The sequence below is a fragment of the Streptomyces varsoviensis genome (genome assembly GCF_000718635.1).
In the GTDB taxonomy this organism is placed as follows: Bacteria; Actinomycetota; Actinomycetes; order Streptomycetales; family Streptomycetaceae; genus Streptomyces; species Streptomyces varsoviensis.
Genome location: NZ_JOBF01000016.1, coordinates 205,697 through 223,860 on the forward strand (window position 1 = coordinate 205,697; position 18,164 = coordinate 223,860).

Annotated in this window: 17 protein-coding genes; 3 read left to right on the forward strand and 14 right to left on the reverse strand. The window is 72.2% G+C overall.

All coding sequences use genetic code 11. The annotated features are described in order from the left end of the window. Positions 1–208: 208 nt before the first annotated feature. The 6 genes from IF55_RS23515 to IF55_RS23540 form a co-directional block, all read right to left on the reverse strand. On the reverse strand, positions 209–1,360 hold the full coding sequence (locus IF55_RS23515; protein ID WP_245661355.1) for a cytochrome P450 family protein: 1,152 nt from the start codon (positions 1,358–1,360) through the stop codon (positions 209–211). Further along, complete coding sequence (locus IF55_RS38760) at positions 1,324–2,673, reverse strand: cytochrome P450 (RefSeq protein ID WP_037965582.1); 1,350 nt, start codon at positions 2,671–2,673, stop codon at positions 1,324–1,326. The genes IF55_RS23515 and IF55_RS38760 overlap by 37 nt, the downstream gene beginning before the upstream one ends. Before the next feature lie 98 nt (positions 2,674–2,771). Continuing rightward, positions 2,772–3,374, reverse strand: coding sequence for a GTP-binding protein (locus IF55_RS23525; RefSeq protein WP_030884262.1), 603 nt, complete (start codon positions 3,372–3,374; stop codon positions 2,772–2,774). Continuing rightward, positions 3,352–3,720: a DUF742 domain-containing protein gene (locus tag IF55_RS23530; protein WP_030884265.1), complete on the reverse strand. Its 369-nt coding sequence runs from the start codon at positions 3,718–3,720 to the stop codon at positions 3,352–3,354. The genes IF55_RS23525 and IF55_RS23530 overlap by 23 nt, the downstream gene beginning before the upstream one ends. After that, positions 3,717–4,145 carry a roadblock/LC7 domain-containing protein gene (locus IF55_RS23535; RefSeq protein ID WP_030884267.1) on the reverse strand — a complete coding sequence of 143 codons (429 nt, stop codon included), beginning with the start codon at positions 4,143–4,145 and terminating at the stop codon, positions 3,717–3,719. The genes IF55_RS23530 and IF55_RS23535 overlap by 4 nt, the downstream gene beginning before the upstream one ends. Continuing rightward, a complete protein-coding gene (locus IF55_RS23540; RefSeq protein WP_030884270.1) occupies positions 4,142–5,701 on the reverse strand; it encodes an ATP-binding protein in 1,560 nt (519 codons plus the stop codon). The genes IF55_RS23535 and IF55_RS23540 overlap by 4 nt, the downstream gene beginning before the upstream one ends. Positions 5,702–5,991: 290 nt before the next feature. Here IF55_RS23540 and IF55_RS23545 point away from each other — a divergent pair, with 290 nt between their 5' ends. Together IF55_RS23545 and IF55_RS23550 are read left to right on the forward strand one after the other, a co-directional pair. Next, on the forward strand, positions 5,992–6,660 hold the full coding sequence (locus IF55_RS23545; protein WP_030884274.1) for a potassium channel family protein: 669 nt from the start codon (positions 5,992–5,994) through the stop codon (positions 6,658–6,660). Between the two features lie 85 nt (positions 6,661–6,745). Next, positions 6,746–7,423, forward strand: coding sequence for a potassium channel family protein (locus IF55_RS23550; protein WP_030884277.1), 678 nt, complete (start codon positions 6,746–6,748; stop codon positions 7,421–7,423). Positions 7,424–7,538: 115 nt separating this feature from the next. Here IF55_RS23550 and IF55_RS23555 read toward each other — a convergent pair whose 3' ends face one another. The 4 genes from IF55_RS23555 to IF55_RS23570 form a co-directional block, all read right to left on the reverse strand. Then, positions 7,539–8,372 (reverse strand): DUF3159 domain-containing protein, encoded by an 834-nt coding sequence (locus tag IF55_RS23555; RefSeq protein ID WP_078645060.1) that lies wholly within the window; start codon positions 8,370–8,372, stop codon positions 7,539–7,541. A 3-nt stretch (positions 8,373–8,375) separates the two neighbouring features. Then, positions 8,376–8,774, reverse strand: a complete 399-nt coding sequence (locus IF55_RS23560) for an OB-fold nucleic acid binding domain-containing protein (RefSeq protein WP_078645062.1) — start codon at positions 8,772–8,774, stop codon at positions 8,376–8,378. A 41-nt stretch (positions 8,775–8,815) separates the two neighbouring features. Then, a complete protein-coding gene (locus IF55_RS23565) occupies positions 8,816–9,499 on the reverse strand; it encodes a response regulator (RefSeq protein WP_030884285.1) in 684 nt (227 codons plus the stop codon). 63 nt (positions 9,500–9,562) lie between these two features. Beyond that, positions 9,563–12,109, reverse strand: coding sequence for a sensor histidine kinase (locus tag IF55_RS23570; protein WP_030884288.1), 2,547 nt, complete (start codon positions 12,107–12,109; stop codon positions 9,563–9,565). A 366-nt stretch (positions 12,110–12,475) separates the two neighbouring features. On the opposite strand from IF55_RS23570, the gene IF55_RS23575 reads away from it, so the two are divergent. Next, the gene (locus tag IF55_RS23575) at positions 12,476–13,018 is read left to right on the forward strand and encodes a GNAT family N-acetyltransferase (RefSeq protein ID WP_063764026.1); all 543 of its coding nucleotides are present in this window, start codon (positions 12,476–12,478) and stop codon (positions 13,016–13,018) included. A gap of 223 nt (positions 13,019–13,241) precedes the next feature. On the opposite strand, the gene kdpC is transcribed toward IF55_RS23575, so the two are convergent. From kdpC to kdpF, 4 genes are read right to left on the reverse strand one after another with little or no spacing between them, the layout of a single operon-like run. Continuing rightward, positions 13,242–13,889, reverse strand: a complete 648-nt coding sequence (kdpC, locus tag IF55_RS23580; RefSeq protein ID WP_030884294.1) for a potassium-transporting ATPase subunit KdpC — start codon at positions 13,887–13,889, stop codon at positions 13,242–13,244. A 4-nt stretch (positions 13,890–13,893) separates the two neighbouring features. Then, entirely contained in the window at positions 13,894–16,008 is a 2,115-nt protein-coding gene (kdpB, locus tag IF55_RS23585; protein ID WP_030884296.1) for a potassium-transporting ATPase subunit KdpB, read from the reverse strand. A gap of 29 nt (positions 16,009–16,037) precedes the next feature. Next, complete coding sequence (gene kdpA / locus IF55_RS23590) at positions 16,038–17,729, reverse strand: potassium-transporting ATPase subunit KdpA (RefSeq protein ID WP_030884299.1); 1,692 nt, start codon at positions 17,727–17,729, stop codon at positions 16,038–16,040. A gap of 8 nt (positions 17,730–17,737) precedes the next feature. Beyond that, entirely contained in the window at positions 17,738–17,827 is a 90-nt protein-coding gene (gene kdpF / locus IF55_RS36405) for a K(+)-transporting ATPase subunit F (RefSeq protein WP_037965490.1), read from the reverse strand. Between the last annotated feature and the right edge of the window lie 337 nt (positions 17,828–18,164).

Genomic DNA, 18,164 nt, shown 5'->3' on the forward strand with positions numbered 1-18,164 from the left:
GGAACCGGGCGATGACCCCCGGGAGCCCCCCGGGGAGCGCTCGTGGGCCTCTCGCGCGCCCCGTACGCCCTGGGTGCGCCCCTGCCCGTACGCCCGCGAGTCCCCCACCCGTACACCCCGGACGCGCCTTCGCTCGTACGCCCCCGACGCGCACTCCCCGTACGGGCCCGGCCCCCCTGGCCAGGCCCGTACGTACGATCGCCGAGGCTCAGGCGGCCACCGTCGCGTGCAAGCGCGCCGGCAGGGTGCGGTGGCCGTTGGAGATGAACGACTCCACCGGGCGCAGCCCCTCCGGCGGGGTGGCGAGGGCGAGGTCCGGGAAGCGCTCGAAGAGCGCGGGCAGCGCGACCTCGGCCTCCAGCCGGGCGAGCGGCGCGCCGAGGCAGAAGTGGACGCCGTGGCCGAAGGCGAGGTGGTCCTTGTCGGCGCGGGTGAGGTCGAAGCGGTCGGCGTCCGCGCCGTGCTGCCCGGGGTCGCGGCCGGCCGCGGCGTAGGCGGCGATGATCGCGTCGCCCTTGCGGAGGGTGATGCCGCCGTCGAGTTCGATGTCCTCGACGGCGTAGCGCAGCGGCAGGTTGGCGACGGGCGCCTCGACGCGCAGCGCCTCCTCGATCACGTCGCCCCAGTCGGCCTTGCCGTCGCGGACGAGGGCGAGCTGGTCGGGGTGGGTGAGCAGCAGGTGGATGGCGTTGTCGAGGAGGTTGACGGTGGTCTCGTGGCCGGCGCCGACGACGAGCAACAGGGTGTCGACGAGCTCCTGCTCGCTGAGGCCCGCGCCGTCGTTCTCGTCGCGCGCGGAGATCAGCACGCTCGTCATGTCCTCGCCGGGGTGCTCGCGCTTGTGGGCCACGAGGGCGCCGAGGATCTCGTAGATACGGGCGTACGTGGCGGTGACCTCGGCCGCGTCGGCGGAGGTGTGGAAGATGGAGTCGACGCACTCGCGCAGGCCGTCGCGGGTGGCCTCGTCCTCGATGCCGAAGAGGTCGCAGATCACCTGGATCGGGATGGGGTAGGCGTAGCCCTCGCGGAGGTCCACGGTCTCGCCGTGCGGGGCCGCGGCGAGGCGGTCGAGGAGGCCGCCGGCGATCTCCTCGACGCGGGGGCGCAGGGCGGCCATGCGGCGGGCGGTGAACGCCTTGGCGATCAGGCCGCGCAGCCGCCGGTGGTCGCTGCCGTAGGCGGTGAACATGTTCCGCACCGCGACCCAGGTGAACAGCGGCCACTCGGGGGATATCTCACCGTTGATCCACGCGGGCCAGTGCTGCCGGGGGTCCTTGGAGATCCGCGGGTCGGTGAGGAGCTGCTTGAGCACGGCGGGGCTGCTCACCGCCCACGCCACCACGCCGTCAGGGAGCTCCACACGCGCCGCGGGCCCCTGCTCGCGGATTCGGGCGGCCTCGGCGTGGATGTCGCGGCCGGCGGGGTCGATTGCGACTGGGCAGGTCTGACGTTCCATCGGGTATCTCCAGGTGTCTCGTCGAACTGGTCGCGTACCGGGGCGGGCATCGGCGCCGGTACCGGGGGAAAGCGGGCGGGGAGCGCGGTGAGGGCGCGGTGGAAGGGGCCGGGCCGCCAGACGAGCCGGTCGGCGGGGACGGCGAGTTCGAGGTCGGGGACGCGGTCGAGAAGCTTCTCGACGGCGACGGCGGCGATCAGCCGGGCGGAGTCCTTGGCCGGGCAGGTGTGCGGGCCGGCGCTCCACGCGAGGTGGGCGCGGTTGCCGCCGCGCTGCTCGGAGACGAGGGCCGGGTCGTTGTTGGCGGCGGCGTAGCTGATCACGACGGGCTCGCCCGCGCGCAGCCGGACGCCGCCGAAGTCGAGGTCGTGCACGGGGTAGTGGACGCCGTAGTTGGCCATCGGCGGGTCGAGCCAGAGCACCTCGTCGAGGGCGTCCTCCACGGGCATGGCGCCGCCGGAGAGGTCGCCCGCGAACCGGTCGTCGGAGAGCAGCAGCCGCAGCGCGTTGGCGATGAGGTTCTGCTGCGGCTCGGTGCCCGCGCCCATCAGCACGACGAGCTGGTGGATCATCTCCTCGTCGCCGAGGTTGGCGGGGTGGGCCAGCAGCCAGGAGGTGACGTCCGCGCCGGGCTGCTCGCGCTTGAGGCCGATGAGTTCGATGAAGCTCTGGGTGGCCTGGGCGTTGGCGCGCTCGGCGTCGACGCCGTCGAAGATCGCGGACATGGCGCCGACAAGCCGCTCGCCGAGGGCGGGCGGGCAGCCGAAGAGCTGGTTGAAGACGAGCAGCGGCAGGACCTTGGCGTACGAGCCGAGGAGGTCGGCCTCCCCGTACGGGGCGAACCGGTCGATGAGCGTGTCGGCGCTGCGCTCGACGTAGCCGCGCAGGGCGGCGGGGTCGACGCGGCCGAGGCTGTCGGTGACGGCCTGGCGGAGCCGCCGGTGGGCCTCGCCGTCGGAGAAGAGGCAGTTCGGCCGGTAGCCCATCATCGGCACGACGGGGTTGTCGGGGGCGACCCGGCCGTCGGCGAGGGCGCGCCAGCGGCGGGCGTCCTTGGCGAACTTCTCGGGGCTGCGCAGGACTTCGAGGGCGGCGCGGTAGTCGGTGACGAGGGTGGCGTGCACCCCGGGCGACAGCTCCACGGGGGCGGTCGGCCCGTACCGGCGCAGCCGCTCGTAGACGGCGGACGGGTCGGCGGCGAAGTCGGGCCCGTACATCGGGGTGGGGCGCGGCTGGGCGAGCCCGGGGAGCGGGCCGGCGCCGGTATGGGCGGGGCAGCCCGGCGGCGGGGTGGCGCCGGTCTCGGGGCTGTAGGTCACGCGTACTCCTGGGCGGTACGGGTCTGGAGGTATTCGACGAGGGAGATCAGCGCGCGGGTGGAGGAGACCCGGTCCCGGGCGTCGCAGGTGACCAGCGGGGTCTCCGGGAGCAGGTCGAGGGCCTCGCGGATCTCCTCCTCGGGGTGCACGGGCGCGCCGTCGAAGTGGTTCACGGCCACGGCGTAGGGCAGGCCGTGCTCTTCCAGCAGCCCCATGACGTCGAAGGACTGCTCCAGGCGGCGGGTGTCGGCGAGGACGAGCGCGCCGAGGGCGCCGCGGGTCATGTCCTGCCAGAGCCGGGTGAAGCGTTTCTGCCCGGGCGCGCCGAACAGGTAGAGGACGAGGCTGTCGCTGAGCGTGAGGCGGCCGAAGTCCATGGCGACCGTGGTGGTGGTCTTGGACTCGGTGCCGGCGAGGTCGTCGAGGTGCGCGCCGGCCTGCGTCATCGTCTCCTCGGTGCGCAGCGGCCGGATCTCGGAGAGGGTGCCGACGAAGGTGGTCTTGCCGACCGCGAAGTGGCCCACGACCAGGAGTTTCGCGGCGGTGCGGACGCTGTGCCGCAGGTAGACGGCTCCGTCAGAGGCGAGCGCGGAGTCCATCGAGCACCTCCTGAAGGAGCTGGGCCTCGGGGAGCTGGGCCGAGGGGATGGGGGACCTGGTGGTGATATGCCCGCTGTCCACGAGGTCACCGAGCAGCACCTTGACGACGCTGACGGGCAGCATCAGGTGGCCGGAGACCTCGGCGACGGACAGGGCGCCGCCGAGGCAGAGGTCCATGAGCCTGCGCTTCTCGGGGCTGAGGCCGCCGAGCGGCCGGTCGCCGTGCGCCATGACCAGCGTGACGAGGTCGAAGGTGTTGCGGGTGGGGTAGGCGCGGCCGTCCGTGACGACGTACGGCCGCACGAGTCCCCTGTCGCGTCCGGGGTCGCGCCGGGGCGGGGTCATGCCGGGCTGCCGGTACCCAGCCAGGGGGCGTCCTGCCGGGGCGGACTGGTGAGTTCCTTGCCGAGCCGGTCGACGAGTTTCTGCATGCGGTAGGTGACGGCCTCCATGTCGACCTCGTCGCCGGCGGACACGGCGAGGTACGCGCCGGGGCCGGCGGCGATCAGGAAGACGTAGCCGTGCGCGAACTCGACGAGCGTCTGCCGCCAGGGGCTCTCCTCGCGCGCGCAGAACTCGCTGGTGGAGCGGCTGATCGACTGGAGTCCGGAGAGGCCGGCGGCCTGCCGCTCGGCCTCGTCGCGGCCGATGCCCTGGGAGTGGGCGCGGAGCATGCCGTCCGCGGAGAGCAGGATCGCGTGCCGGGCCTCCGGCATCTTCACGACCTCGTCGAGCATCCAGCCCAGCTCGTTGTTCATGTGGTCGTTCACGCGTGGGGGTTCCCTTCGTCTTCGGTGGCGTCGGCGGCGCTGCGGCCGGACCTCGTGCCGCGGGCGAACGCGCCCATGCGGCGGGCGGTCTCCTCCGCGGTCCTCTCCCGCGGGGGCTCCGCGACGGGCGCCTGGTGGCCGGACTCGTCGTACTGGCCGGGCTCGCTGTGCCGGCCGTGCTCGCTGTACGGGCTGTGCTGGCCGTATCCGGCGGCGGGTCCGTCCTGCCGCTGTGGCGCGGCCTGCCTGCGGCGCCGCTTGGGCAGGCCGCCCGCGGTGGCGCCGTGCACCGCGCCGGGCCGGTCCGCGTGCGAGGCGTACGGGCCCGGGGGCGGTGCCTGGGTCTCGTACGGGCCCTGGAGCCGTGCCGGGCTCTCGTACGAACCCTGGGGGGCCGCCGGGCTCTCGTACGAATCCTGGGACGCCGCCGGGCTCTCATACGGGCCCTGAGGCGCCGCCGGGGCGCCGAGCGGGTCCGCCGCGGGCGCCGGGGCCGGTACGCGCCGGGAGGGGCGCGGCCGCTCGGGCGGCGGGGCCGCGGCGGCCGGCGCGTCGGCGTCGAGGTGGGTGAGCAGGGCGCTGGGCAGGAAGAGCACCGCCCGGACGCCGCCGTAGGGCGAGCGGGTGTCGACGGAGACGCTGAAGCCGTAGCGGGCGGCGAGGACGCCGATGACGGCGAAGCCGAACTGCGGCGGGTCGCCGAGCCGCGACACGTCGGGGACGCGCTCGCCGCTGAGCAGCGCCGTGGCCTGCTGGACCTCCTGGCCGTCCATGCCGACGCCGGCGTCGTCGATGACGACGCACGCGCCGTTGTGCACCGGCTGGAGGCCGACCTCGACGGTGGTGTTGGGCTGCGAGTGGCGGGCCGCGTTGTCGAGGAGTTCGGCGACGGCCAGCACGACGGGCTCCACGGCGCGGCTGACGACGGCGATGTCGGCCTGGCTGTGGACCTGGACGCGGCGGTAGTCGCGGATGCGGGACTTCGCGCCGCGCACCACGTCGGTCAGGGCGGACGCGGCGCGCTGGCGGCCGGGCCAGGAGCCGCAGAGCACGGCGATGGCCTGGGCGCGGCGGCCGAACTGCGAGTTGGCGTGGTCGATCTCCAGCAGGTCGCGGAGCACGTCGGGGTTGTCGTGCCGGTCCTGCATGTCGGAGATGGAGAGCTGCTGTTCGTGGGCGAGCCCCTGGAGGGCGCGCATCGACGCCTTCAGGGCCGCCTTGGCCGACTGCTCGGCGCGCGCCTTGGCCTTGTCCCCGGCCTGCCGGAAGAGGTCCAGCACGGTCTGCAGGCTGTGCGCGTACGGGGTGCCGGTGAGCCGCTGGTCGAGCAGGCCGGGTGGGGGGACCGGCTGGTTGGCGGAGTCCTCGACCGCCCGGAGCCGGACCGTGGCCAGGTGGTGCAGTTCCTCGTCCCGGGCCCGCAGGCTGCTCTCCAGAGCGGCGGCGCGCTTGCGGACGCCCGCGGTGATCTGCCGTTGCCGGACCAGCAGGACGAGGGTCACCACCAGAGCGGCCGCCAGGCACCAGACCACCGCCGCCGGTATGTGATCAGTCATCAATTCCTCAGGAGCAAAGGGGACATGAGCATGGGGGGAGACAGGTCGGCGTCCCGGCGTCCGCCCGCGGACGGAACGCGATGATCATCCTAACCACCCCCGTGACCGTGTGTCCGAGTCTCGTCACAACGTATGGATGGAGGCAGTGGCCGCGATCCCAGGTAGCGTGGTCGCCGAAACGGCACGGCCGACCGGCACTGCCCCGTGGTGGCCCCGGCAGGGGCTCGGAAGGATGATGAACGATGGCTGCCCACATCACAGCACTCAGGGAAGGTGCGAGGTAAGGGCGTATGCACATCGTCATCATGGGCTGCGGCCGCGTGGGATCCGCCCTCGCACAGACCCTTGAGCAGCAGGGCCACACCGTCGCGGTCGTCGACCAGGACCCGACGGCGTTCCGGCGGCTCGGCGCCGGCTTCGGCGGCCGTCGGGTGACCGGCGTCGGCTTCGACCAGGACACCCTGCGCGAGGCGGGCATCGAGGAGGCCGGCGCCTTCGCCGCGGTCTCCAGCGGCGACAACTCCAACATCATCGCGGCCCGGGTGGCGCGCGAGATGTTCTCCGTCGAGAATGTCGCGGCCCGCATCTACGACCCCCGGCGCGCCGAGGTCTACCAGCGCCTGGGCATCCCGACCGTGGCCACAGTGCGGTGGACCGCCGACCAGATGCTGCGCCGGCTGCTGCCGTCCGGCGCGGAGCCGCTGTGGCGGGACCCCAGCGGCGGAGTGCAGCTCGCCGAGGTGCCCACCTCCGACGCGTGGGTCGGCCACAAGGTCAGCAGGCTCCAGGAGGAGACCGGGGTGCGCGTCGCGTTCATCACCCGGCTGGGCGAGGCGATCCTGCCGACCTCGCAGACGGTCCTCCAGGAGGGCGACCTGGTGCACGTGATGATGCGCACCGACGAGGTCGGTCAGGTCGAGGCGGCGTTCTCGGACGGGCCCGAGGAGGGCCACCGGTGAACGCCGCGCACGACGCGGCCGCCGGGCCGCAGGCCGCCGGCGCGGGCCAGCGCCGGGCGTGCCCACAAGCGAACGGAGAGGTGCTGTGAGGGTCGCTATTGCCGGTGCCGGAGCGGTGGGCCGCTCCATCGCGGGCGAGCTGCTGGAGAACGGGCACGAGGTGCTGCTCATCGACAAGACGCCCACCGCCATCTCGGTGGAGCGGGTGCCGCAGGCGGAGTGGCTGCTGGCCGACGCCTGCGAGATCACCTCGCTGGACGAGGCGGCGTTGCAGCGCTGCAACGTGGTGATCGCGGCGACGGGCGACGACAAGGTGAACCTCGTCGTCTCGCTGCTCGCCAAGACGGAGTACGGCGTGCCGCGGGTCGTGGCCCGCGTGAACAACCCGAAGAACGAGTGGCTGTTCAACGAGTCCTGGGGCGTCGATGTCGCCGTCTCCACGCCGCGGCTGATGTCCGCGCTGGTCGAGGAGGCCGTGAGCGTCGGCGACCTGGTGCGGCTGATGCGCTTCAGCCAGGGCGACGCCAACCTCGTCGAGCTGACGCTGCCGCCGGAGGCGGCCCTGGCCGGCACCCGCGTCGGCGACGTGGACTGGCCGGAGGACACCTCCCTGGTCACCATCATCCGCGGCAACCGGGTGCTCACGCCGAGCCAGGAGGACGCCCTGGAGGCCGGCGACGAACTGCTCTTCGTGGCCGCGCCCGCGCGCGAGGAGCAGTTGGAGGACCTGCTGTCGGTCCGCCGCGAGGACGCGTCGGCCTGAGGGCCCGCGCCGGCGCCCGTACGCCCGTACGCGCGCCCGTGCCCGTACCAACGCGTGTGCCCCCGGAAACCGGTCGGTTTCCGGGGGCACACGTCGTCTGCGAGCCGTACGGGCCTCAGCGCCGGTGGCGCGCCTGGCCGCGGGGCCGGGGCTCGGCGCCGGTCGCGACGACGGCGTCGGGAGCGGCACCGTCGGCGGCGGAGGGGGCACCGTCGGCGGCGGGGGCGGTGCGCCCGGCGGCCTCCGCCTTCTCTGCGGATTCCATCTCCGCGATCACATCGATCGGCGGCGGCGCCTTGGCCAGGAAGATCCACGTCAGGTAGACGCAGAGCAGGAACGGCGGGATGCCGAGCGCGACCTTGACCCAGCCCAGGTGCGTGGCGTCGCTCCACCAGTACAGCGGGAAGAGGATCGCCGACTTGGCGAAGAGGATCAGCCCCCACGCCCAGGTGGACTTGGTGTACGCGCGGAAGCGGCCCGGGTTGCGGGTGCGCCAGGAAAGGTTCTCCTTGAGCACCGGGCCGAGCAGCACCCCGATGAGCGGGAAGCGGGCCAGCGCCGAGACGATGTACGCGACGGCCAGGCCCAGCGTGTAGAGCATGCCCGGCAGGTAGAAGTTCTTGGCGTCGCCGGACATCATCGCGAAGATCGCGCCGAAGGCGACCCCGAAGACGCCGCTGAGCGCGTGCTTGAGGGTCTGCCGGCGCACCAGGCGGGCCGCCGCGAGCACCGCGGTGAGCGCCAGGGACGCGATGGCGGCGGAGTGGATGTCCCGGTTGATCGTGTAGATCAGGACGAAGACCAGGCCGGGCACGGTGGTGTCCACCATGCCCCACACGCCGCCGAACGCCTCCAGCAGCGCCGTGTCGGCCGCCGCCTTGCCGGGCGCCGCCCGATCGTGCGCGCCGGGGTCCTCATCGGTGGTGGTCGGCTTGTCGGAAGACGGCACCGGCTACTCCTGTCCGAGCGGTCGGAGTTCGTATTTGGGGTTGAAGAGCACCCGGCGTCCGTGGCTCATGGAGATGCGGCCGGAGGCGATCAGCTTGCGGCCGGGTTCGATCCCGACGATGGAGCGGCGGCCCAGCCACACCACGTCGAGCGCGGCGGACCCGTCGAACAGCTCGGCCTCCAGCGCGGGCACGCCGGCCCGGGGCCGCAGCGTGACCGTGCGGAGAGTGCCCGTGACCTTGACTATCTGGCGGTCGTCGCAGTCGCAGATCCGGGTGCAGCCGGTGGACTGGGTGTCCTGCTGGAGCTCGGCGGAGTGCAGCTCCTCCTGGGAGGTGGACAGCCGGTCGAGCATCCGGCGGAAGCGGCCGGTCGGCTTCTCGGTTCGGGGTACGGCACTCATACAGCCAGCGTACCGGGGGCGGCCCGCGCGATCGCCCCGTGTCACTGCTCGAAGCGGTATCCCATGCCGGGCTCGGTGACGAAGTGCTTGGGGTGCGACGGATCGGCCTCCAGCTTGCGGCGGAGCTGGGCCATGTAGACCCGCAGATAGTTGGTCTCGGTGCCGTAGGAGGGGCCCCAGACCTCCTGGAGGAGCTGCTTCTGGCTGACCAGCCGGCCGGTGTTGCGGACCAGGACCTCCAGCAGGTGCCACTCGGTGGGCGTGAGGCGTACGTCCCGGCCGCCGCGGTTGACCTTCTTGGCGGCCAGGTCGACGGTGAAGCCCTCGGTCTCCACGACGACGGCGTCGCCGGGGGTGCCGACCGGCTCGGCGCGGCGTACGGCGGCGCGCAGCCGGGCGAGCAGTTCGTCCATGCCGAAGGGCTTGGTGACGTAGTCGTCGGCCCCGGCGTCCAGCGCCTCCACCTTCTCGTCGGAGGTCTGGCGGGCGGAGAGGACCAGGATGGGGACGCGGGTCCAGCCGCGCAGGCCCCGGATGACCTCGACGCCGTCCATGTCGGGCAGGCCGAGATCGAGGATGATCACGTCGGGGTGGCGGGCGGCGGCGAGCTGGAGGGCGGTCGCGCCGTCGGGGGCCGCGTCCACGTCGTACTTCCGTGCCTTCAGATTGATCACGAGGGCGCGGACGATCTGCGGCTCGTCATCCACCACGAGCACCCGGTTCATTCGGTGGCCCGCCTTTCTGGGGTTGTCCTGTCGGTGATGGGGTTCACCTGTCGGTGAGAGGGATCATGAGACGGCCTGGGCCGGGAGGTCCGGGCGTACGGGCGGGCGGCCGGGCGCGGCCCGCAGGGTGAGCACCATGGTCATGCCCCCGCCGGGGGTGTCCTCCGCGGTGAGGGTGCCGCCCATGGCCTCGGCGAAGCCGCGGGCGACCGCGAGGCCGAGGCCGACGCCCGCACCGCGCGGTGCGTCACCATAGCGCTGGAACGGCTCGAAGATGCGGTCCTTGGCGCTGTCCGGGACGCCGGGGCCGCGGTCGGCGACGCGCACCTCGACCCGTACGCCGAGCGCGCTGGCGGACACCAGTACGGGCGCGTCGTCGGGGCTGTACTTGACGGCGTTCTCGACGAGGTTGGCGACGCTGCGCTCCAGCAGCCCGGGGTCGACGGCGACCATGGGCAGCGTCTCGGGGATGTCGAGGGTGACGCTGCCCTCCGGTACGCCGCCGAGCGCCATCGGCACCACCTCGTCGAGGTCGATCTCGCGGATCAGCGGGGTGACGGTGCCGGTCTGGAGCCGGGACATGTCCAGGAGGTTGCCGACGAGGTGGTCGAGGCGGTCGGCGCCGTCCTCGATGCCCGCGAGCAGCTCCGCCTCGTCCTCCTCGGACCAGGCGACGTCGTCGGAGCGGAGCGAGGTGACGGCGGCCTTGATGCCGGCCAGCGGGGTGCGCAGGTCGTGGCTGACGGCGGCGAGCAGGGCGGTGCGGATGCGGTTGCCCTCGGCGAGCTCCTGGGCCCGTTCGGCCTCGCCGACCAGGCGCTGCCGGTCGAGTACGACCGCGGCCTGGGCGGCGAAGGCGGCGAGCACCCGGCGGTCCTCGGCGGGCAGCACCCGACCGGAGAGGGCGAGCGCCATGTGGTCGCCGACGGGCATGTCGACGTCGGCCTCCTCGGGGCGGGTCAGCGTCCGGGGGCCGACGCTGCCCGCGCAGGTCCACGGCTCGACGTCGCCGGCCCGCTCCAGCAGCGCCACGGACTCCATCGCGAAGGTCTCGCGGACCCGCTCCAGGAGCGCGTCGAGGCTGGTCTCGCCACGCAGCACGCTGCCCGCGAGGAAGGAGAGGATCTCGGACTCGGCGCGCAGCCGGGCGGCCTGGTGCGTACGGCGGGCGGCGACGTCCACGACGGAGGCCACCGACACGGCCACCGCGAAGAAGATCACGATGGCGACGATGTTCTGCGGGTCCTGGACGGTGAGGTTGTGCGTCGGCGGGGTGAAGTAGAAGTTCAGCAGCAGTGAGCCGACGGCGGCGGAGGCGAGGGAGGGCAGCAGTCCGCCGAGTATCGCGGCGAGCACGGTCAGGAAGAGGAAGAGCAGCACGTCGTTGGCGAGCCCCGGGCCGTCGTCCTCCAACTGGGTGAGGAAGAGCGAGAGCAGGATCGGGGCGATGACGCCGGCGCACCAGCCCGCGACGATGCGCGGGCGGCCGAGCCGGGTGCCGCGGGACACCGGCAGGCCGCGGCCCTTGGCGGCCTCCTCGTGGGTGACGATGTGCACGTCGAGGTCGGGGCCGGAGTCGCGGGCGACGGTCTGGCCGACGCCGGGCCCGAAGATGTACTGCCAGTTCTTGCGCCGGCTGGAGCCGAGCACGATCTGGGTGGCGTTGACGCCGCGCGCGAACTCCAGCAGCGAGCTGGGTATGTCGTCCCCGATGACGTGGTGGAACGTGCCGCCGAGGTCCTCGACCAGGGTGCGCTGGACGGCCAGCTCCTTCGGCGAGGCGGAGGTCAGCCCGTCGCTGCGGGCGATGTAGACGGCGAGGACCTCGCTGCCGGAGCCCTTGGCGGCCATCCGGGCGGCGCGCCGGATGAGGGTGCGGCCCTCGGGCCCGCCGGTGAGGCCGACGACGATGCGCTCGCGGGCCTGCCAGATGGTGGAGACGCTGTGCTCGGTGCGGTACTGGCGCAGGTACTCGTCCACGCGGTCGGCGGTCCACAGCAGGGCCAGCTCGCGCAGCGCGGTGAGGTTGCCGGGCCGGAAGTAGTTGGAGAGGGCGGCGTCCACCTTGGCGGACTTGTATATGTTGCCGTGCGCCATGCGGCGGCGCAGCGCCTGCGGCGACATGTCGACCAGCTCGATCTGGTCCGCGCGGCGCACGACCTCGTCGGGCACGGCCTCGCGCTGGCGGACGCCCGTGATGGACTCGACGACGTCGCCGAGCGATTCGAGGTGCTGGATGTTGACGGCGGAGATCACGTCGATGCCCGCCTGGAGCAGTTCCTCCACGTCCTGCCAGCGCTTGGTGTTGCGGGAGCCGGGGACGTTGGTGTGCGCGAGCTCGTCGACGAGGGCGACGGCGGGGCGGCGGGCGATGACGGCGTCGACGTCCATCTCGGGGAAGACGGTCCCCCGGTATTCGAGCTCGCGGCGGGGCACCTCCTCCAGGCCGTGCAGCATGACCTCGGTGCGCGGGCGGTCATGGCACTCCACGAAGCCGACGACGACGTCGGTGCCGCGCTCCACGCGGCGGTGGGCCTCCGACAGCATCGAGTACGTCTTGCCGACCCCCGGTGCCGCCCCCAGATAGATCCGAAGCTTGCCGCGTCCCATGGCCCCATTTTCTGTCCCGGGCCGACTCTGCGCCCTGTTTATCTCCACGCACTGTCGACCTTACGGCCAAGGATTCGGACAAATGCCCTGGGGGACGGTGTGCGGCCGGGTATTGACGCAGCTCTGACGCCGAGGCCGCGGGGCGCGGCGGGGGTACGGCCACGGGGGCGCACCGGGGTCGTGCCGCACGTCCGGCCGGGGTACGGCCGGGGTACGGCCACGGGCGCGCACCGGGGGTGTGCCGCGCCTCCGGCCGCGGCTCTGCCGGGGGCCCGCCGGAGCTCGGCCCCGGTGTCTGACCGGGCGCTGCCCGGGGTGGCCCGGCCGCACGTAATTCGGCTGCCCCTGCCGCCCGGCGCTGCCAGGATGCCCCGTATGGCTGACGTACGTACCGCGCATACGGCGGATCTGGACCCGGCGACCCTGAAGGCCGTACGGGCACTGCTCGACGACGCCTTCGACGGCGACATGTCGGACGAGGACTGGGACCACACGCTCGGCGGGGCACATGTGCTGCTGTGGGAGGACGGCGAACTGATCGGGCACGGCGCGGTCGTACGCCGCCAGTTCCTGCACGCCGGCCGGGCCGTGCGGGCCGGCTACGTGGAGGGCGTGGGCGTACGGGCCGACAAGCGCGGCCGGGGCCACGGCTCCGCGGTGATGGACGAGGCGGAACGGCTGCTGCGCGGCGGCTTCGAGCTGGGCGCGCTCTCCGCCTCCGACGACGCCGTCGGCTTCTACGCCGCCCGCGGCTGGCGGCTCTGGCCCGGCACCACCTCGGTCGTCGGGCCCCGGGGCATCGAGCGGCTGCCGGACGAGGAGGGCGGCGTCTTCGTCCTGCCCCTGTCCGCGGAGCTGACGTTCGACGGCGACCTGGCGTGCGACTGGCGCTCGGGGGACGCCTGGTAGCGGGGCTGCCGCCGCCGATGGCCGGGGCGGTACGGCCGCGGGGCCGGGGCTTCAGCGCTCCCCCACCGGAGCCGGGCGCGGGCCGCGGTCGCGGCGGCCCAGCAGGCCCGCGAGGCCCTGACGGGTAGCGGCGAGCACGACGCGGTCCAGTGGGGGCACGTCAAGAGTGCCGTGCGAGCCCCCGCGCCGCTCGGGGCCGCGGGGGCTCGGGCCGTCCGAGGGCTCAGTTCTTGGTGAGCTTCTGGAGGGCGATGTTGAGTTCGAGGACGTTGACACGGGGGTCGCCGAGGAAGCCCGCGATGCGGCCCTCGGTGTGGTCGGCGACCAGGTCGGCGACCTTGTCCTCGGGGAGGTGGTTGGCCTTGGCGACGCGCTCGGTCTGGAGCTTGGCGTAGGCCGGGGAGATGTCCGGGTCGACGCCGGAGGCGGAGGCGGTGAGGGCGTCCGGGGGGACCGCGGCCGGGGAGACGCCGTTGAACTCGGCGACGTCCTTGCGGCGTTGCTCCACCGAGGCGAGGAGGACCTTGCTGTCGGCGGCCAGGTTGGAGGCGCCCGAGACGGTGAGGCTGTACTGGGTGTTCTCGGTGTTGGGGCCGGCCGCGGAGGGGCGGGGCTGGAAGTACTTCGGGTCGGGCAGCGGGTTCCCGTCCTTGTCCTTCTTGTCGAGGGTGTAGGTCTGGCCCAGGAGCGAGGAGCCGGCGGGCCTGCCGGCGGCCTTCACCTCGGAGCCGTTGGCCTTGTCGTGGAAGGCCGTCTGCGCGATGCCGGTGACGACCAGCGGGTAGATCACGCCGCAGACCAGGGTGAGCACGAGCATGGCGCGCAGGCCGGCGCCCAGGAGCCGGACCGTGCCGCGTAGGGAGTTGTTCATGACGTCACCCGATGCCAGGGATGAGGGAGATGAGCAGGTCGATGATCTTGATGCCGATGAACGGGGCGACGAGCCCGCCGAGCCCGTACAGGCCGAGGTTGCGGCGGAGCATGGAGTCGGCGCTCATCGGCCGGTAGCGGACGCCCTTGAGGGCGAGCGGCACCAGGGCCACGATGATCAGGGCGTTGAAGATGACCGCCGAGAGGATCGCGGACTGCGGTGAGTGCAGGCTCATGATGTTGAGCTTGTCGAGGCCCGGGTAGGCCACCGCGAACATCGCCGGGATGATCGCGAAGTACTTCGCGACATCGTTGGCGATCGAGAACGTCGTCAGCGCGCCGCGGGTGATCAGGAGCTGCTTGCCGATCTCGACGATCTCGATGAGCTTGGTGGGGTTGGAGTCCAGGTCCACCATGTTCCCGGCCTCCTTGGCGGCCGAGGTGCCGGTGTTCATGGCCACGCCGACGTCGGCCTGGGCCAGCGCGGGGGCGTCGTTGGTGCCGTCGCCGGTCATCGCGACGAGCTTGCCGCCCGCCTGCTCCCGCTTGATCAGCGCCATCTTGTCCTCGGGCGTGGCCTCGGCGAGGAAGTCGTCGACGCCCGCCTCCTCGGCGATCGCCTTGGCCGTCAGCGGGTTGTCGCCCGTGATCATGACGGTCTTGATGCCCATCCGGCGCAGTTCGTCGAACCGCTCCCGCATGCCCTCCTTGACGACGTCCTTGAGGTGGATGACGCCCAGGACGCGCGCCCCGACCGCGTCTTCGAGGGCGACCAGCAGCGGCGTGCCGCCCGCCTCGGAGATCGTCTCGGTGAGCCGCTGGGCGTCCTCGGCGACGGTGCCGCCGCGCTCCCGTACCCACGCGATGATCGAACCGGAGGCGCCCTTGCGGACCTTGCGGGCCACCCCGTTCTCTTCGAGGTCGACGCCGGACATCCGGGTCTGAGCCGTGAACGGCACCCACTCGGCGTGCTCCAGCTCGCCCTCGTGGCGCTCCCGGAGCCCGTACTCCTCCTTGGCGAGTACGACGATCGAGCGGCCCTCCGGCGTCTCGTCGGCGAGCGAGGAGAGCTGGGCGGCGTCCGCGACCTCGGCCGCCGTGGCGCCCTTGACCGGTACGAACTCGGCGGCCTGGCGGTTGCCGAGGGTGATGGTGCCGGTCTTGTCGAGCAGCAGCGTGGAGACGTCGCCCGCGGCCTCGACGGCGCGCCCGGACATCGCCAGGACGTTGCGCTGCACGAGGCGGTCCATGCCCGCGATGCCGATCGCGGAGAGCAGCGCGCCGATGGTGGTCGGGATGAGGCAGACCAGCAGGGCGGCGAGCACGATCATCGTCTGCTCGGCCTTGGCGTAGATCGCGAAGGGCTGGAGGGTGACGACGGCGAGCAGGAAGACGATGGTGAGCGAGGCGAGCAGGATGTTGAGCGCGATCTCGTTCGGCGTCTTCTGCCGGGCCGCGCCCTCGACCAGGTTGATCATGCGGTCGATGAAGGTCTCGCCCGGCTTCGTGGTGATCTTGATGACCACGCGGTCGGAGAGGACCTTGGTGCCGCCGGTGACCGCGGACCGGTCGCCGCCGGACTCGCGGATGACCGGCGCCGACTCGCCCGTGATGGCGGACTCGTCGACGGACGCGACGCCCTCGACGACATCGCCGTCGCCGGGGATGATGTCGCCCGCCTCGCAGACGACGAGGTCGCCGATCCGCAGGTCGGTGCCGGGCACCTGCTCCTCGGCGGAGCCGTTCAGACGGCGCGCGACGGTGTCCGTCTTGGCCTTGCGCAGGGTGTCCGCCTGCGCCTTGCCGCGGCCCTCGGCGACGGCCTCCGCCAGGTTGGCGAAGAGCACGGTCAGCCACAGCCAGACGGTGATCGCCCAGCCGAACCAGTCGCCGGGGTCGGTGAGGGCGAGGGCGGTGGTGATCACCGAGCCCACCTCGACCACGAACATCACCGGGGACTTGATCATCACCCGCGGATCGAGCTTGCGGCACGCGTCCGGGAACGACTTCAGCAGCGCCTTCGGGTCGAAGATGCCGCCGGCGACGCGGCCCTGCTCCGCCTCCGCCGAGTGGGGCGGCGCGCCCCCTTCGGGCGTGCGTACGGGTGTCGAAGTGGACATGGGGTCCTCAACAGAAGTGTCTACGGGGCTCATGACAGTCCCTCCGCCATCGGCCCGAGGGCCAGCGCCGGGAAGTAGGTGAGACCGGTGATGATCAGGATCACGCCGACCAGCAGCCCCGCGAAGAGCGGCTTGTGCGTGCGCAGCGTGCCGGCCGTCTCGGGCACCGGCCGCTGCTCGGCGAGCGAGCCGGCCAGGGCCAGCACGAACACCATCGGCAGGAAGCGGCCGAGCAGCATCGCGAGGCCGATCGTGGTGTTGTACCAAGGGGTGTTGGCGTTGAGGCCGGCGAAGGCGGAGCCGTTGTTGTTGGCGCCGGAGGTGAAGGCGTACAGCACCTCGGAGAAGCCGTGCGCGCCGCTGTCGCGGACCGAGTTCGCCGCGGTGTTCAGGATCGAGTCCGGCGGTCCGGCGAGCGCCATCGACAGTGCCGTGAAGCCCAGCACCAGGGTCGGCGTGATGAGGATGTAGCACGCGGCCAGCTTGATCTCGCGGGTGCCGATCTTCTTGCCGAGGTATTCGGGGGTGCGGCCGACCATCAGCCCCGCGATGAAGACCGCGATGATCGCCATCACGAGCATGCCGTACAGGCCGGAGCCGACGCCGCCGGGCGCGATCTCGCCGAGCATCATGCCGAGCAGCGTGATGCCGCCGCCGAAGCCGGTGTACGAGGAGTGGAAGGAGTCCACCGCGCCGGTGGACGTGAGCGTGGTGGCGACCGCGAAGATAGACGAGCCGCCGACGCCGAACCGCTGCTCCTTGCCCTCCATCGCGCCGCCCGCGGCCTGCAGGGCCGGGCCGCCGTGGTGGAACTCGGTCCACATCATCAGCGCCGTGAAGCCGAGCCAGATCAGGCCCATGGTGGCGAGGATCGCGTACCCCTGCCGGACGTTGCCGACGAGCTTGCCGAAGGTGCGGGTCAGCGCGAACGGGATGACCAGGATCAGGAACGGCTCGAAGAGGTTCGAGAGGCCGTTGGGGTTCTCGAAGGGGTGGGCGGAGTTGGCGTTGAAGTAGCCGCCGCCGTTGGTGCCCAGCTCCTTGATGACCTCCTGCGAGGCCACGGCGCCGCCGTTGACCTGCTGGGTACCGCCGGTGAGCTGCCCGATCTCATGGATTCCGGCGAAGTTCTGGATGGCGCCGCACGCGACGAGGACGAGCGCGCCGATGACCGCGATGGGGATCAGGATACGGACGGTGCCGCGCACCAGGTCGGCCCAGAAGTTGCCGAGGTTCCCGGTGCGGGAGCGGGCGAAGCCCCGTACGAGCGCGATGGCGACGGCGATGCCGACGGCCGCGGAGACGAAGTTCTGCACCGCGAGGCCGAGCGTCTGGACGGCGTGGCCCATGGCCTGCTCGCCCGAGTACGACTGCCAGTTGGTGTTGGCGACGAACGACGCCGCGGTGTTGAACGCCTGGTCCGGGCTGATCGCGTGGAAGCCGAGCGAGAGGCCCTTGGGCAGGACGCCCTGGGCCCGCTGGAGCAGGTAGAGGAGGAGCAGGCCGACGGCGGAGAAGGCGAGCACCCCGCGCAGATACGCGGGCCAGCGCATTTCGGCCGTCGGGTTCGCGCCGATGCAGCGGTAGATCCACTTCTCTACGCGCAGGTGCTTGGTGGAGCTGTAGACGGCGGCCATGTAGTCGCCGAGCGGACGGTAGACCAGAGCCAGCGCCACGAACAACGCGAGCAGTTGGAGGACTCCGGCGAGGACGGGGCTCATATCTGTGCTCAGAACCTCTCCGGGAAGACGAGGGCTATGACGAGGTAGCCCAGCAGGGCGACGGCGACGACGAGGCCGACGATGTTCTCGGCGGTCACAGCTTCGTCACCCCCTTGGCGACGAGGGCCACCAGCGCGAAGACCGCGATCGTGGTGACGACGAAGGCCACGTCGGCCATCGTGTGCTCCTAGAGGTTCGGATATGAACGGACCTCTAGAGGAAACCTCCGTTTCGGGCACCCGAATGACCCGTTGACGCCTCCCTTACGGCCATTAGCGCCTCGTTGACGTAATTCATACGCAGCCGTCCCAGACCTGCGAAAACGCCGATGGGCCGGACCCCTCGAAAGGGAATCCGGCCCATCGGAACGTTCAAATCCGGCCGCGGAACGGCTGCCGAACGGTCGGTGAACCGCCCGTACGCGACCGCCCGTCG

Bases quoted from the DNA above. Each gene is read 5' to 3' on its own strand.
- IF55_RS38760 (WP_037965582.1), bottom strand. From the start codon at position 2,673: ATGTACGGGCCCGACTTCGCCGCCGACCCGTCCGCCGTCTACGAGCGG.
- IF55_RS23525 (WP_030884262.1), bottom strand. From the start codon at position 3,374: ATGGACTCCGCGCTCGCCTCTGACGGAGCCGTCTACCTGCGGCACAGC.
- IF55_RS23530 (WP_030884265.1), bottom strand. From the start codon at position 3,720: ATGACCCCGCCCCGGCGCGACCCCGGACGCGACAGGGGACTCGTGCGG.
- IF55_RS23540 (WP_030884270.1), bottom strand. From the start codon at position 5,701: ATGACTGATCACATACCGGCGGCGGTGGTCTGGTGCCTGGCGGCCGCT.
- IF55_RS23545 (WP_030884274.1), top strand. From the start codon at position 5,992: ATGCACATCGTCATCATGGGCTGCGGCCGCGTGGGATCCGCCCTCGCA.
- IF55_RS23560 (WP_078645062.1), bottom strand. From the start codon at position 8,774: ATGAGTGCCGTACCCCGAACCGAGAAGCCGACCGGCCGCTTCCGCCGG.
- IF55_RS23565 (WP_030884285.1), bottom strand. From the start codon at position 9,499: ATGAACCGGGTGCTCGTGGTGGATGACGAGCCGCAGATCGTCCGCGCC.
- IF55_RS23570 (WP_030884288.1), bottom strand. From the start codon at position 12,109: ATGGGACGCGGCAAGCTTCGGATCTATCTGGGGGCGGCACCGGGGGTC.
- IF55_RS23575 (WP_063764026.1), top strand. From the start codon at position 12,476: ATGCCCCGTATGGCTGACGTACGTACCGCGCATACGGCGGATCTGGAC.
- kdpC (WP_030884294.1), bottom strand. From the start codon at position 13,889: ATGAACAACTCCCTACGCGGCACGGTCCGGCTCCTGGGCGCCGGCCTG.
- kdpB (WP_030884296.1), bottom strand. From the start codon at position 16,008: ATGTCCACTTCGACACCCGTACGCACGCCCGAAGGGGGCGCGCCGCCC.
- kdpA (WP_030884299.1), bottom strand. From the start codon at position 17,729: ATGAGCCCCGTCCTCGCCGGAGTCCTCCAACTGCTCGCGTTGTTCGTG.